The following is a 15,054-nucleotide window of genomic DNA, read 5'->3' on the forward strand; positions in this document are numbered from 1 at the left end:
CGCCGGGCCGAACAAGCCCACACACGAGCTGAGCGAGGAAGAATGGGACCTTGTACAGTCCGTTAACGTGAAAGGCGTGTTCCTCGGGACCAAGCATGCCATACCCCACATGAAGCGGGCCGGGGTGGGCAGCATCATCAACCTGTCGTCGATTTACGGCATCGTCAGCGCGCCCGACGTTCCCCCTTATCACGCCTCCAAAGGTGCGGTACGGCTGATGACAAAAACGGATGCCCTGCTATACGCGCCCGACAAAATCCGGGTGAATTCCGTTCATCCCGGGTTCATCTGGACACCGATGGTTGAGCATCATCTCCAAACCACCGGCATGGCGATGGACGACGCCAAACAGGCCACCGCCGACCTTCACCCTCTGGGCCATATGGGGGAACCGGACGACATTGCCTGGGGAATTGTCTATCTCGCGTCTGATGAGTCGAAATTTGTGACAGGCAGCGAGCTGGTCATTGATGGTGGCTATACGGCGCATTGAATGAAAAACGGCGCATAATTATTTTTTTACGCTCTAATTAAACGGGTTTGCTGACAACACCCGTTCAGGGGAGGCGGGTGTGTCTTGAGCTTTTTATGGAAGGGGCAGAACGCAGGACCTGGCGCCGAGCTCTATGTTAGACCCTGAGCGGCGAGCTCCACATGGGCGGTCAGGTGGAAAAGTATTCAGAATCTCTCTTGCGCTGCTTTGGCCTGGGAGGTGACTGGTTGTTGAAGTACTCTTTGTCACTTTTTTTATAAGTATTGCAAAGCGCGGAGGCTCTATTAATGGCTGCGGAAGAACCGTATAGGGAGAAGTTTAAATAAAAATCATCGCGACCGTCTTCTAAGAACGAAATCTTTACTCTAAGCGTTCTTCCGATTTTCATGTCCTGGATTAGCTGGTTTTCCTTGTCGGTATACAGGGAGATAAAAGCAATGGTGTCGCCCATTTTGTTTGCACTAGACATCCACGTGCCGTTGATGACATCTCTAGTATCAACTCTTGCCTGAAATTCGCCGATGTTTAGAAGCCCTGATTTATCAATACCTTCAGGGATTGCCATGAGCATATTGGGGTTCAATGTCTCGCAATCGTCCGCCATGTCAACAGCAAAGAAAATGACGACGTCTGTTTTACGTTCAACGTCGCTGATAGCCCTGAACACTGGCTCGCCACTTTCAGTCGCGAGCATGCCGCTCTTCCAGTGGCCGTGATCTTTCTCAAGTTCGAGCGAGGCTGTTGCGTCTGCAGCCAATAAACATAGCAAGCCGATTACAAGCCTGGTAATCGTTTTCATTTGACTAGCCGTTGCCCTTAACTCATTGAATCTGTTATTGCCGAGGGCGCCAATCTTATCGTTATTCTTAAAGCGTAGCCGCTAACGCCAGCTGGCTCCAGAATTGGGCGAATCGTTGGTTGAAGCTGCCTCCTGCCGAGTTATAACTGAATCTGGTGTTTGAGGGTTTGAATGGAAGTGCCTTTTGCCCTCGTATTGGCCAGGAGCGCTCTGGGGCAAAACGTAAGACCTGACGCGAAGTTTTGCACGGCTTGCCTGCCATTCTGACAAACTGAAAATAAAACCGATCTGCCCCCCTTTATCGGGCGCATCTTCCACTACTATCAAGGTAAGTCAGTGCTAAAGACGACGTTACCGTGGGACTGTCGATCAAAAAATCGGAATTTTCGGCGGAAGAGTTTGAACGTTTTGCTGCCAAGGTCCGGACGGACCTTTCAGCGCTCACTCGGCTCCTGGACCGGCCCGGCTTCGGTGAAGGGGGGAGTTCGATTGGAGCCGAGGTCGAGTTCTACATCGTCAACCCTGACCTGCGCGTTCAATCCATCAACGCAGAAATCGCCGCCAGCGTTCAGGACCCCCAACTGACCCTGGAACTCAACCGCTTCAATCTCGAATACAACCTCAGCCCACAGGCTTTCAGGGGAGATCCGTTTGCCAGAACGGAGCAGGAGTTGCTCGCTGCCATCAGACGCATCAATCGGCACGCCGCACCATTGGATGGCGAACTGGTAGCGATCGGCATTCTGCCCACACTTCGTGAGTCCGATATGGGCGCGAAGGCGATGACAGACGTGCCCCGCTACCATGCACTGTCCAAGGCGCTGCTCAAGCAACGGGGCGAGCCATTCAGCATCCACATCGGCGGCAACGATGTCATCGATCTGGAGGCCGACGACGTCTACATGGAAGGGGCCAATACCTCGTTTCAGCTGCACTGGCGTGTCCCCACTGACCGCTTTGCCGACTATTTCAACGCGGTCCAACTGGTCACGCCGGTTGTCCTGGCCCTGGCCAGCAATTCCCCCAGTCTGTTTGGCCACCACCTCTGGGACGAAACCCGGATCGCTCTGTTCAAGCAATCCATCGACAGCCGATCCCCCAATCACAAAACCTGGCGCCACCCGCCACGGGTCTATTACGGAAACGGCTGGGCACGCAGCGCCTGGGAACTGTTTGCTGCCTCAGCGTCTCTGTATCCTCCCATCATTCCAGTGATGTCGGATGAAGATCCGATGGCCGTGATTGATCGGGGAGAAGTGCCTGAACTGGCCGAGCTGCGCTTGCACCAGGGAACCACGTGGCCCTGGAACCGGGCCATCTTTGATCCCTCCGGCGATGGGCATCTGCGCATTGAGATTCGCTCTATGCCGGCAGGTCCGACCGCCGTTGATATGTGCGCGAACGGGCTGTTTGTGATCGGGGCTGCATTGGCCGTGCTTGATGACATCCGTCATCTGACGTCGATTCTCCCGTTCCATTACACTGAACACAATTTCTACCGCGCAGCCAAATATGGCATCGACGCAGAGATCATCTGGCCGCACAAGGATCAGGTTCAGTTACAGGATATGCCCCTGTTGACCGTGGCCCGTGAGCTTCTGCCGCGCGCCCGGGAGGCTTTGAAGCGAACAGCCGTGGACGAGACGGAAATTCACCACCTGCTGGGAATCATCGAAGGCCGCATTGAAACCAACATGACTGGCGCCCGGTGGCAGCGCCACATCACCGAGTCCCTGTTCAGGACCCTGAACCCCGATGAGGCGTTCCGCAGTATGCTGTCCCTTTACATGGCCAACCAGAAGAAAAACATCCCGATCCATGAATGGACACCGTCACCGTGAGCAACTCGAACGTTCTTGATTATCTGAATGATCCGTCGCCCCGGACGCTGGGGCGTTCACCACTCGAGTGGCTGGACCGACTGCACAAGCCCACGGTTGTTCATGTTGCCGGTCGTGATCGCTCCCGGACCCGGGCCATGGCGACGCTTCTTCACGGCAATGAGCCTTCGGGTCTGTTTGCGCTTCACCGATGGCTACTGGAGCAGCACGTACCAGAGGTCAACATGCTGTTTCTCCTCGGCGGCGTCTATCCCGCGAAGATCCCGCCCTGGCTTTCAGTGCGCCAGCTTCCCGAAGGACGTGACCTCAACCGGTGTTTCAAAGAACCCTTTGAGGGGCGAGAAGGTGCGATTGCCGAGGCCATGCTGGCGGAGCTTCGCAATGCGAAACCGGAATGCTTGCTGGACGTGCACAACACCTCAGGCACAGGCCCCGCCTTTGCTGTGACCATCACCAATGACGCCGCCCATCAAGCGCTGACCTCGCTCTACACCGACCGCCTGATAATGACGGATCTTCGTCTGGGTGCGCTGATGGAATATTCGGAACAGGACGTACCTACGGTGACCATCGAGTGTGGTGGATCTCAGGATGAACAAGCGCATCAACTGGCGTACGAGGGACTCGTTCGGTACACCTCAAAGCCAGAGGTGTTATCACTGGAAAAAGCGGCGTGGGACGTCGCCGTACTGCGCAATCCGATTCGGGTGGAGCTTGCGCCTGACGCGACCATAGAATACCGCCTTGAGCCCACCGGGCTGGCTGACCTCACCTTCCCGCCAGATATCGAGCACCGCAATTTTGGGATTGTTTTCCCGGATGAGCCGCTTGGATGGATTGGAAAAAAGGGCCTTGGCATACTCAAAGCGATCAGCCACAACCGGACTGAGAACATGGAGCAGGTTCTTCGAATCAAGGATGGTCAGATCTACCCCGCCCAGGCCATCAAAGCCTTCATGATTACCACTAACCCGGTTATTGCGAAGAGTGACTGCCTGTTCTATGCGGTCAAGGCAACAGGCGAACCCATTTTTAGCGACGGGGGCAGGTAGCAACGGGATCTTGTCTTTTGCTGTGGCGCTTCCTTTGGGCAAAAGGCAAGGCCTGACCCTGAGTTGTGGATTGGCTTGATCAAAATTAATTCGCTCCGACCCCGAGCCTGACCCCGAGCCTCTAAAACGCAAGACTTGGCCCCGAGCCTCTAAGCGAGCTTCTAAGGGGTAAAACGCAAGACTTGACCCCGAGCCTTCTCCGAGCCTTCTTGTTGGGACTGTACCGATCGAGCGGCCATTCCGGATATTGCTCGCGAAATAGTTGCAGGACATCATGTTCAATGAGGATGTCATCCAAATGATTTCCCCGAGTAGTCTCGGCGTTTCGGCGCTCGTTCACCTTTTGTTCGTGGAACTCGCGCGATTCCCTGTCGAGCTCAAGGTGGCCGACGTCGAGGAAACGCACTGCTCCTTCCAGGTCACGCAAGGTCCGGACGATTCCCCGATTGTGAATACTCGGCGCAAATGGAATGTCTATGCGGCCCAATTCGAATGCGCGCACAATTTTCTGTTCGAGGCTATCCTCTTGTATCTCGAGCACACTGTTGATCAATGCAGACGCCTCTTTCCTGATCAGTGCCCGCTCGGCCGCGACTTGGCCGTGGTTCACAGTGCATTCCTCCGCACGAGCGATACCCGCATCTACCAGTTCAAGCGCTCGTAAGTTGTCTTCCAATGTCGGAATAGACCGGGATTCCGCGGGCGCCTTCACAATCATTCGGGTGGCGCCCGAAAGAGCCGCGGTTGTTGCCGAGGCTGCAATCAGCTGTTCCGATCTCCATCTGCTCTGCGGGAATGCCGCCATGTACTGATGAAAATTTGTATATACGTCTACGTCATCGTATCCATGTTCACCAAGGATTTCGCGTGCGAGCGACCCCATAACTTCGATCGCCGCGATATCCTGGCAACGGTTGCCTTGTTCGGCATAAGCAAGAGATACGCATTTTACGCCTTGTCCAGCCGCCAATAGCGCCTCAAGAACATTGGTGGCGATCGCAATACATGGGGGGATCAGCGTAGCGGTCAGAGTGCCGAAAAATTCTCTGTCTAGTACGATGCCGTGTTCTTGATAGTAGTAGCCTGTCAAGAAATCGACGTATCGCCAAGCGCTTAGTGCATCCGAAAGGGGGTAGTCCTTGTAGTATGGAATGTTGTAGCTGATGGGGCCGCCCTCAAAGGCGGTAACTCCGCCAGCATAGGACATCTCTGCAAGTAACCTGGGGTCGCGTGTGCTATGCCGCGTCTGTATTGGCAAAGCAACATTCTTGGTGATCTCACGTAGTACATCGATGTTATAATTGATCAGCGGAAATCCGTTCAAACAATTGTCACGACCTTTCGCGCTTTCGCGTATAGCCTTGGCGGCACCGCTGTAGTTGTTGTTTCGGGTCATCGAGTCAATCTGATATGAGACCGCGCGAACACCGTTGTCACGGAATATCTTGAACTGAAATTCCTGGTCTGATGCATCTGGAACGCCCGACCGAGGTTGGACGATCATGGTGTGCTTGTCGTGAGCACCTTTCAACGCTTGAGCAAATGAAGGCACCTGTTCGAGGAATCTCGCGTTGTCCTGAAGAGACTTGGCGCCCGCGCCAGATGGCCAGCTGCGCAATACCTCGTCTCTCAGGTTCAGAAATTCGAGCCGGCTGGAGATGCGTGTGGCGAGTCCTTTTGAACCTTGGACGTTACAGCCAGCACGCGTGGCTGGCGCCCGGAAAACGACAGGCTCAACAGTGTGTAAGTCAGTCTTCAGGGCCTCCAGCACAGTACTGATATCGACAAAATTGGCATATACGCGATCAAAACCTTTCGAGACAAAGTGGGCCTCGACGCCCTCAGTCGAACCCACCGCAAGGTTTCCACCTAAATACCACAGCGCCTTCCCTCTTTTGAGTTCACTCTGGAGTGATCTTAAGTAGTGGCGAGCGTGACCATCCATGCACGATATCAAAACGGCATTGACCTGGTCACTCAGCTCAAGAAAATCATCCAGCGAGTTATTGATGCCGAGGAAGTGAGTTTGGTAGCCTGCATGTGACAGCGCATGCTTCAGGATATTGAGGCCAACTGAATGCGAATCGCCGCCAATGCCGCCTAGGACCAAGCTGTGATGTTTTGTGGACATACCGTACTCCCCTGGGGCTATCGAAGACCCAAAAAACGTGACAAACTGAAGCTATTGTCGACTCCAGCAAGAACCGGTGCAGGTGCAGCGCGGAACTAGGTCCACGCTTCTACCGTCTCTTCATGCTTGACTTCCTGTACTCTGTTTTGTTCGTCAACCTTGACGACCACGGGCCGATGCGAGGCCAGTTCATCGGGGGTGTAGCTCGCGTATACGCACAGGAATACGGTATCTTGCGCGTTGCAAAGATGGGCCGCCGCGCCGTTCAGGGAAATGGTTCCCGACCCCCGAGGTGCGGGAATCAGGTATGTAGTGAATCGATTGCCGTTGTTGCGATTGTAGACATCGACCTGTTCGAACGGTACGACACCGGCGCTTTCCATGATGTCGAGATCTACCCCGCAGGAGCCTTCGTAGTCCAACTCGACCTGTGTCACTTTCACAGCATGGATTTTTGCCTTTAGCATACGACTGTACATGTGTTCTCCTCTCTAAGACTGTACATGCGTTCTCCTCTCTAACTCGTGGTCTTGGCGGAATGGGCACGATGCTCTCTTGAGCAACGGCGTGGCGCTTCGCTTGGATTATCGAGAAGGTTGGTTTTTTAAAGTTCTAAAAAGTTCTTGAATTCTTTAATTTTTTTTGTAATTCGCGCACGTTGAAAATTGATATCAACGCTGTAAGCTAGCCCAGACTCAAGTTACTGTCAATTCTGGTGTATTGCCGGGGTGATCAAGCGGAGCTCCGGTGGTCGATTGATGGCTTAATTTTGGCGACGCCGTCGATGAAGGTGACTCCCCGCTCGAACTCCTCAAGCTGCTGCTAATAGCCTTTGAGTAGACTCCATCGTTTATGCCCGCTCTGCTCGAGTGCCGAGCGTCGAGGGGCAGGCTGTGATGGGGGTGCGTGTGACACGTCCGCGGGTCTTGGCGGTGCGCAGGCCGCGATGGCGAAGGTCGAGTCGATTGTGTTGGTCGTGCCGATCAACTGCCAGTGACTGGCGGGGATGCCGTAAGAAGGCCAAATGCCTGATCGAGTGTCTCGATGACTACGCCAGGAAGTTCGACTGAACGTCCTCTAGCCCGGATTTCTCATAGGGCATAAAAGAAAGCGGCTGAAAGTGTTATGATTTCAAGCTCCTAAACACAAAATCAACACCAACAGCCGCTGCCAAAATGATACCTGAAAAACTGACCTTCTCGCCACTCGCCCGCCGCCAGATTGAAGCCGATTTTTCCGGTGGCCACATCACCTCCGATGCAGGCTTGCTCTTGTTACGTGAGATCGACAAGCAGCATCGCCTGACCCGTCGCCTTGCCTTGGTCCTGCAAGACCCAAGAACACCAGAGCGGGTTCAGCACAAGCTGGACACCATGGTTCGTCAGCGGGTTTTCGGTGTGGCGGCCGGCTACGAAGACCTCAATGATCACGAAGCCCTGCGCTTTGACCAGGCGCTGCAAACGGCCGTTGGCCAGGACGATCACCTGGCCGGCAAGTCCACACTGTGTCGCATGGAACAGCGGGCGGACCGGCAGGCCGTGGTGAAGGCCCATGAACTGCTCTGGCACCACTTCATCGAGCAGCATGACGAACCGCCGCAAGAGATCGTGCTGGATTTTGACGGTACCGACGTTCCGGTGCATGGCGACCAGCCCGGCAAGTTCTTCAACGGCTACTACGACCACCACTGCTACTTCCCGTTGTACGTGTTCTGTGGTCGCCCCACCTGCTGGTCAGTTACCTGCGCACCAGCAACCGCAGCGACAGCCGCCACAGTTGGGCCATCCTGGCGTTGCTGGTGCGGTTTATTCGGAACTACTGGCCGGACACCCGCATCGTGTTCCGGGGCGACAGCGGTTTTTACCGCCCCCGGATCCTGAGCTGGTGTGACCGGAATCGCGTCGATTATGTCGTCGGCATCAGCAAGAACAGCCGTCTGCTCAAGGAAGTGGATGTGCCGATGATGCTCGTCCGTACAACCCAGTGGCAGCTGAGAGAAAAGGTGGCGGAAACCTTCCGCTTCCAGTACCAGGCCAAGTCCTGGAAATACCCCCGCTGGGTGGTGGCTCGCCTGGAAGAAGGCGAACTGGGTTCCAACCCCAGGTTCATCATCAGCTCCCGTTACGATGACGGGGTCAAGCTTTACTACGAGCAATACTGTGCCCGGGGCGACATGGAAAACCGGATCAAGGACCAGCAACTGAGCCTGTTTGCCGACCGCACCTCCAGTACCCACTGGTGGACCAACCAGTGGCGGCTGATCCTGTCGGGCTTCGCCTACACGTTGTTCGAACGGTTGCGCATCCACCTGAAGAAAACGCCCTTCGAACGCATGAGCGCCAGCACACTGCGACTCAAACTGATCAAGGTTGTTGCGGTGATCATCCGCAATACCCGGCGAGTCCGGGTGCTGATGAGTGACAGCTACCCGTACAAGGATGAACTCTCGGCCCTGGTGCGCCGTCTGGCTCCGGGATAGAGCGACGGGCGCCCCCGGCCCGAGGCAATGGGGGTAAGGGGGCGGTGTGTCCGAATCACCATTGTTGATCAACAATCAGGCAGCTAAAGCTGGATCCGAACCAGTATGGCCGTAATGCGTCCAATCTGAGGCGGTTGGCGGCAACCTATGAGAAATCCGGGCTAGCCCCTTTAGTGCTTCAAGCTGTGCTTAAAAATCCAAGAGGGATGTTCAGGTCCTGTCAGTTTTGCCCTCCGAACATCCCCAGGAGCAAAACGCAAGATCTGACCCCGAGCTCAGACCACTACTGGTCTCGCTATTGCCCAGGTTTATCCATATCCGTGGCGAGTACAGGCTGGGCATGCTGGTGAAACTGGTTGGCGATGAGTCCCGTGCACAACGGCCGGCACGGGAAGAGGTCCTCTCCCGATTGTTGGAAGTGCTGCTGATCGAAGCCCTGCGGTGTACGACGGGCACCTCGGCGTCACCGGGTCTTGTCCTTGGGCTCGCCGATATCCGCATTGCCAATGCCATTCGCGCCATACATGAGCGGCCAGCACACGCCTGGACCGTTGCGGAGCTTTCACAGGAAGCAGCCTTGTCCCGTTCGGCATTCTTCGAGAGGTTCAACCGCACCGTCGGCCTCCCGCCGATGGCCTACCTGCTTGCATGGAGAATGGCTCTGGCTAAGCAGCTCTTGAAACAGAGCCCGGTTCGCATTGCTGATGTCGCTGAACACGTTGGCTACAATTCGGCCAGCACATTCAGTGTCGCCTTCTCGAGGCATGTTGGCACACCGCCAAGTGAATACGCATCGACGCAAGGCGGGAAACACGCCGCTGTCACGGAACCGGGTGGGTAGAGCGTGGATTTGGGGAGAATTTGCGTTTTTCACTGTTCAATCGATCAGCTCGCTTTACCCCTCAAAGCTCTGTTTCAATGAAGCCCTTAGGGCCTCCAGCAAGACCTTGGTGATGGCCGATCGATGTCTCAGGCGAGGATAGAGCAGAACGATAGGGACGTCTCGCAGTGGGTTTTCCTTGAGAACCGGAACAAGCGTACCTCGTTCGATGTGTGGCCGGGCCATCCGCGCCGGCACCGCACAAACTCCAAGACCCTGTAAGCAGGCTCCCAGACTTGCATTGATACTGCCCGCAGCGATCGACCAGCGACAACGGTAGACGTTTCCATCGGCAAAGGACCAGTGATTGCGGCGGGCGGAGGTCACGATGGTGGGGAAGGCATCCAGATCGGCGATGGTTTTCGGAGGTGTTGCACCCTCAACGCATTCAGGCGTCGCAACCAGCACCTGGGAGGCGCTGCCCAGCGTTTGTCCAATCAACTCGGAGTCCTCGGGCTGGCCAAGGCGAATGGCGAAGTCGATCCCCTCCTTGACGATATCCACCAACTCATCGCCCAGGACCAGCTCAAAACGCAGCGCTGGATGAGCTTTGGCCAGATGCCAGATCACTGGCGCAAGAAAGGTCTCACCAAACACCATTGATGTGCTGATCCGGATCAGGCCTGAGGGCAAGGTCTGGTCCTCGCGAACTTGCGTTAATGCCTCTTCCGCTTCATGCACGAGGCCACTGACTCGCTGGAAGTGTCGCTGCCCAATGTCGGTCAGCGACAGCGCCCGGGTTGAACGACGAAACAACGTCGCGTTGATGTCGTCTTCATAGGCCTTCAGGCGTCGGCTTATCGTGGCCTTCGGCAGGTTCAGTTGCTTACCGGCAGCCGTTATAGACCCCGTCTCGGCAACCGCCACGAACACCGCCATTCCATTCATATCCATTGCTAATTGTCTCGTTAATGGAACAATTTAGTTTCAAATTAGGCGCTTATGTTCCAGATATTAGCACTATAAGCTGTTTTCTCGTTGTTGATCGTTACCTACCAGGAGAAAACCATGATGAATCGTAAACACACCATTGCTGTATTGGGCGCCTCAGGGCAACAAGGTCGGGGCGTGGTTGACGCCTTGAAAGCCGCGGGCAACTTCCAGGTTCGCGCAGTCACCCGAAACCCTGACCAGTACCAGGGGAGAGCGGACGACGTGATCTATGGGGATCTGGACCGCCCGGAAAGTCTGGATAAAGCCTTACGTGGTGCCTACGGCGTCTTTGCCGTTACCAACGCCTGGCAGCCGGGCGCCGACGAGATCGCCCAATGCCGTGCCCTCATCACAAGCGCGAAAAAACAGGGTGTCGAACACTTTGTCTGGTCGACGCTGCCCAATGTGGAAGCCGTCAGTGAAGGCCGCTTCGACGTCCCTCACTTCACCAATAAAGCAAAAATGGACCGGGAAGTGGCCGATGCCGGCTTCCGTTATCACAGCTTCGTGATGCCAGCGTTCTACTATCAGAACTTCCTCTACAACATGGCGCCGCAACCCCAACAGGACGGCACGCTCGGCTGGACCCTGCCGATCAACCCGGCTGTCGGTATCGATATGGCGGACATCGGAGAGCTTGGGAATCTGGTGGCCGCCGCTTTCTCCCTGCCTGAAAAGGCCGGACAAGGTCAGCATCTACCGCATGTCGGGTCCAGGATCAGCTTCAACGAGATCATCAACGGGTATAAGGCCAAGGGCATCGAACTGACCTTCACCCAGATACCGGCAGGCCCGTTTGCAGAGGCGGTGCCGGGTGGTCGGGAACTTACGCAGATGTTTGACTGGTTCGAGGCTCACGGCTACTACGGTGGCGACTATTCGCAAGGTCAGGCGCTGGCCGAGCAGATCGTGAGCCGGGCGCCAACCGGCTTTTTCCAGTGGGCGGAGAACAACCTGATACTCAAGGGCGGAACGGGAGTGTAGCTTGATCAGGGGAACGCCTGCCTGTTTCTAGGCAGGTACCGGTCAGAGGGAGTTGAAAGGACCGGGCGCACATAAGGCATTTGTGCGCTGGCTTCTTTTTAACGGTGAGGCTGCGTAGATCGTTTGATGCGTGGAGGAAACGGAATTAATGTGCCCTGAACGAACCTCTTTAACTCTCTAGTGTCTGCGGGGTAGGGGGATTGACGGCTGCGGGCTGCTCAAAATTGATTCGATGTGACCCCGAGAGCCCCTGGTGGGAGGAGGGGCTGGAGCTTTCTTCTTCCGGTGTGCCTGTCCTTGATAACTTCCTGGTCAGCGTTTTGTTATACTATCCATAACAAAGCGCGGAGCAAGACCATGCAACCCCTACAACGCCTTGAGAAATGGCTCATCTCCTCCCGGTCAGAATCCGACGGCCGGCTTTATCCTGCTGCCGCTTTCCGCTCGTTGGTTCCCGATCTGAGTCAGGGGGCATACCGTGCCTTACTCCACCGCGCCGAGCGGCGAGGACTGCTTGAAAGGGTGTGCCAGGGTATCTACCAGTACCCCGGAGCCCCGGATCAAAGTGGCCTTATCCTTTTCCACGCTGCGGCCCTACTGCGTGCCCGGCATTTCAATTACATCAGCTTGGAAACGATACTGAGCGAAGCGGGCCTCATATCCCAGATGCCGATGTCCTGGATTACCGTGATAAGCACCGGGCGATCGGCCAAAGTGAACTGCGGCCGGTATGGCACGATAGAGTTCATCCATACGGAGCGTCGTATGTCCGATGTGGTAGAGCACCTCCACTATGATCCTGCTCGCCATCTGTACAGAGCGGATAATGAGCTGGCCCTGGACGACATGCACCGATTTAACCGCTCAACCCTCGACCTGGTACAGGAGACAACCGATGGCAGTGTTTGACGCTCTGGTAGACGAAGCGCTCCGCAATCAGCAAGAGTTGAGTGCCCTACGTGCCGTGGTGGAGAAGGAAATCCTGCACCACGATATTCTCCGAGAGCTGAGCCAGGCTGATCTGTTGCAGCAGCTGACCTTTATTGGTGGTACCTGTCTGCGAGCCTGCTACGGCTCAAACCGACTGAGTGAAGATCTCGACTTTACCGGAGGGACGGACTTTTCCAAGGCTGACCTGGACAAGCTCAAGGAGACCCTTGAAAGCCGTCTGCAAGAGAAGTATGAAGTACCGATTACCGTGACCGAACCCAAGGCTGAAAAGCAGGGCAATGTGGATACCTGGAAGCTCAAGGTGAACACGGCGCCGGACCGCCGGAACATGCCAGCCCAGAAAATTCACCTGGATATTTGCTCGGTGCCCAGCTACCAAGTCGAACCCCGAACGCTCCGGAACCATTACGGCATCAATCTTGGTACCGAATCCCTGATCATCAACGCCCAAAGTCGTCAGGAAATCTTCGCCGATAAACTGGTGGCTTTTGCCATGCGGCCAGGACGGCTGAAATATCGTGACCTCTGGGATATTGCGTGGCTGACGCAAGGGGGTGTTGAACCGGCGTATGAACTGATTGGGGCAAAACTGGCGGACCACGGTGAAGATCCGCAGGCGTTCCTTCAGTTGGCGGACGAACGCCTGCGCTTGCTGGCTGAAGACGATCAACAGAAAAGCGGGTTCCAGTTCGAAATGTCGCGATTCATCCCGCCCGAACGCCTTCAAAGAACCATTCAGCAGGAGGGGTTCTGGCCCTATCTGGTCAATACCGTGATGGAAAAGGTACGCCAGGCGCAGGAACAAGTAGATGAAGGCCAATCCGCTGGCGCAGGTCCGGAGTTTCCAATGTAGGGCGCTGCCTGTACCCTCTAGAAAATAAGCCTCTCCGGATCTTTGATTAGCTGATCAAAATTAATGCACTCAGAACATCACTCTTGGATTCCAGGAAGAGGAGCGATAGGGTTCGTACTGATATTGACTTCGCAAAAGGATATTGCGGGGAAGCCTACCAAAGCAAAACAAGGACGTAGCAACTCATGATTACACGGACAATCCTGATCGTGGCGGCACTCTATACCGCCATTCAATTCTGTCATCTGGCCGCCCAGAGCTTGTTGGGCATCACAATACCCTCAGCTGTGCAATTCGGATACGCGATGGCCTCCGCAGCGGGCGGGGCGTTCTCATTTGTTGATATTCAGCGCCGGGTGCCAGGCTGGCGAGAGGCGATGATACTTTCAGTTGGAAGTCTCGTCGCCATCATCCTGGTGTCGATCGTGATGCTCCTGGTTGTCCTTCAGTTCACTGATGGTTCGGATGGCTTCCGGAACTTTATATATGCCGTCAGTTCTGTGCCGGCTTGGCTGATGATGGAAGTGCTGATGGGGGTGAGCGTGTTGCAGTTTGCAGGCTTTATGCTCGTTTTTCGGAAAGGGGCTCGCGCAATCCTGGCCCGTAGTCGGTGATCTGTGAAATTGGATGATGGTTGGAAAATACCGCCAACGTCGGATTAATCTTGCAGAACAATAAATCGCGCTTTCGACCATGACACACAGGGCATTTAGCCGATCAGCAACCAGCCCACTACCATCAGCAATATCGAAGACCAGAAGAGAACCATTGGAATAACTAACCAGCATTGCAGGTGCCATGGCACATCGGCATGAATGTCGCCTAGATTGGAGGCGACTTTCACCCCGTGCCCGGGGATTCTTCGCCAGAAGAAGAAACTCAGCAGGTAGACAATCCTGATCCACCGTCCTATTGGACCTTCTCCCCAAGCTTTTTCTGAACATCAATCGTGCTTCCTTTGGGGGTAATTCTGCTCTCAATTTCCGCGATCTTCCGAAAGCCTATGGTGAGAGAAAATATAAGGGCAGCCAGACCAATAAAAACAGCTGTCATTACGGCAAGCGCAACGATGGCTTCAAAGGATTCACTGTTCATCAAGGAAGTCATAGATCGCTTCTTCAATATTCTACATTTGACAGGCAATCCCCGGCCTCGAGTGGTTGATCGCTGATAGGATGCTCCGAATTTTGCCTGTTTACTTCACCATTTTGTTCCGTGATAGCATCCGTAAGCGGGCGAAGGAACGGCGATAAGCCATTGCCCGGCATGAAGCTATTTTGATCAAGGATGATGGTCAATGGATATTGTCAAAACATCGGATCTGGTTGCGGCAGACTTGCCCAACCTTGAATCTCCCTTTTTCGCGGCCTCCAAGGTCCGCGAGCGTATTAAGAAAGAGTTGGAGTTCGGTACCTCCAGGCTCGGTCGAATACTCTCTCTTCCTCCATCTTTCACAGCACGCCGCGAAGACCATGGCCGGCTTCTGGATGAAGTCGAACAGAAAGTTCGAAATGGCGAATTGTGGCTGGTATGTAGTGGTCAACTAATCCCGGACAGTATTTTAAGGTTTTCCTCAGCTGCAACGGGCGGAATGCCATCGTTGAATGTGTGAGGTCGCTGCCGGTTGTAATAGTCCATCAGATAGCCACCAACATCTT

At 55.0% G+C, this 15,054-nt stretch carries 14 protein-coding genes and 1 pseudogene; 10 read left to right on the forward strand and 5 right to left on the reverse strand.

All coding sequences use genetic code 11. The features are described 5' to 3' along the window. Window positions 1–493: SDR family NAD(P)-dependent oxidoreductase (locus tag EZI54_RS22120; RefSeq protein WP_131484054.1), on the forward strand; the 493-nt coding region annotated here is incomplete at its 5' end. A gap of 169 nt (window positions 494–662) precedes the next feature. Here the strand turns inward: EZI54_RS22120 and EZI54_RS22125 are convergent. After that, entirely contained in the window at window positions 663–1,292 is a 630-nt protein-coding gene (locus EZI54_RS22125) for a hypothetical protein (protein WP_131484055.1), read from the reverse strand. A gap of 356 nt (window positions 1,293–1,648) precedes the next feature. On the opposite strand from EZI54_RS22125, the gene EZI54_RS22130 reads away from it, so the two are divergent. After that, window positions 1,649–3,133, forward strand: coding sequence for a glutamate-cysteine ligase family protein (locus EZI54_RS22130; RefSeq protein ID WP_131484056.1), 1,485 nt, complete (start codon window positions 1,649–1,651; stop codon window positions 3,131–3,133). After that, window positions 3,115–4,185: a M14 family metallopeptidase gene (locus EZI54_RS22135; RefSeq protein ID WP_131484057.1), complete on the forward strand. Its 1,071-nt coding sequence runs from the start codon at window positions 3,115–3,117 to the stop codon at window positions 4,183–4,185. Before EZI54_RS22130 ends, EZI54_RS22135 begins: the two co-directional genes overlap by 19 nt. 121 nt (window positions 4,186–4,306) lie before the next feature. Here EZI54_RS22135 and EZI54_RS22140 read toward each other — a convergent pair whose 3' ends face one another. Both EZI54_RS22140 and panD read right to left on the reverse strand, forming a co-directional pair. Further along, window positions 4,307–6,316 (reverse strand): methylaspartate mutase subunit E, encoded by a 2,010-nt coding sequence (locus EZI54_RS22140; protein ID WP_131484058.1) that lies wholly within the window; start codon window positions 6,314–6,316, stop codon window positions 4,307–4,309. A gap of 95 nt (window positions 6,317–6,411) precedes the next feature. Next, window positions 6,412–6,795 (reverse strand): aspartate 1-decarboxylase, encoded by a 384-nt coding sequence (panD, locus tag EZI54_RS22145; RefSeq protein ID WP_131484059.1) that lies wholly within the window; start codon window positions 6,793–6,795, stop codon window positions 6,412–6,414. A 696-nt stretch (window positions 6,796–7,491) separates the two neighbouring features. Between panD and EZI54_RS22150 the strand changes: the two are divergent. Both EZI54_RS22150 and EZI54_RS22155 read left to right on the forward strand, forming a co-directional pair. Continuing rightward, window positions 7,492–8,795, forward strand: a pseudogene (locus EZI54_RS22150) (IS1380 family transposase). Window positions 8,796–9,021: 226 nt separating this feature from the next. Next, on the forward strand, window positions 9,022–9,636 hold the full coding sequence (locus tag EZI54_RS22155; protein ID WP_278248740.1) for a helix-turn-helix transcriptional regulator: 615 nt from the start codon (window positions 9,022–9,024) through the stop codon (window positions 9,634–9,636). A 54-nt stretch (window positions 9,637–9,690) separates the two neighbouring features. Here the strand turns inward: EZI54_RS22155 and EZI54_RS22160 are convergent, their stop codons facing one another. Beyond that, window positions 9,691–10,554, reverse strand: coding sequence for a LysR family transcriptional regulator (locus EZI54_RS22160; RefSeq protein WP_165495841.1), 864 nt, complete (start codon window positions 10,552–10,554; stop codon window positions 9,691–9,693). A 99-nt stretch (window positions 10,555–10,653) separates the two neighbouring features. Here EZI54_RS22160 and EZI54_RS22165 point away from each other — a divergent pair, with 99 nt between their 5' ends. From EZI54_RS22165 to EZI54_RS22180, 4 genes are all read left to right on the forward strand, one after another. Further along, window positions 10,654–11,592: an NmrA/HSCARG family protein gene (locus EZI54_RS22165; RefSeq protein ID WP_207389314.1), complete on the forward strand. Its 939-nt coding sequence runs from the start codon at window positions 10,654–10,656 to the stop codon at window positions 11,590–11,592. Window positions 11,593–11,949: 357 nt separating this feature from the next. Then, window positions 11,950–12,501: a type IV toxin-antitoxin system AbiEi family antitoxin gene (gene abiEi, locus EZI54_RS22170; protein WP_131484061.1), complete on the forward strand. Its 552-nt coding sequence runs from the start codon at window positions 11,950–11,952 to the stop codon at window positions 12,499–12,501. Further along, the gene (locus EZI54_RS22175; RefSeq protein WP_131484062.1) at window positions 12,488–13,396 is read left to right on the forward strand and encodes a nucleotidyl transferase AbiEii/AbiGii toxin family protein; all 909 of its coding nucleotides are present in this window, start codon (window positions 12,488–12,490) and stop codon (window positions 13,394–13,396) included. Before abiEi ends, EZI54_RS22175 begins: the two co-directional genes overlap by 14 nt. A 185-nt stretch (window positions 13,397–13,581) precedes the next feature. Beyond that, window positions 13,582–14,010 (forward strand): ABZJ_00895 family protein, encoded by a 429-nt coding sequence (locus EZI54_RS22180; RefSeq protein WP_131484063.1) that lies wholly within the window; start codon window positions 13,582–13,584, stop codon window positions 14,008–14,010. A 295-nt stretch (window positions 14,011–14,305) separates the two neighbouring features. On the opposite strand, the gene EZI54_RS22185 is transcribed toward EZI54_RS22180, so the two are convergent. After that, entirely contained in the window at window positions 14,306–14,491 is a 186-nt protein-coding gene (locus EZI54_RS22185; protein ID WP_131484064.1) for a hypothetical protein, read from the reverse strand. A gap of 202 nt (window positions 14,492–14,693) precedes the next feature. Here EZI54_RS22185 and EZI54_RS24625 point away from each other — a divergent pair, with 202 nt between their 5' ends. Then, complete coding sequence (locus EZI54_RS24625) at window positions 14,694–15,008, forward strand: acyl--CoA ligase (protein ID WP_165495842.1); 315 nt, start codon at window positions 14,694–14,696, stop codon at window positions 15,006–15,008. Window positions 15,009–15,054: the final 46 nt, after the last annotated feature.

This window comes from Marinobacter halodurans (genome assembly GCF_004327985.1).
Lineage (GTDB): Bacteria > Pseudomonadota > Gammaproteobacteria > Pseudomonadales > Oleiphilaceae > Marinobacter_A > Marinobacter_A halodurans.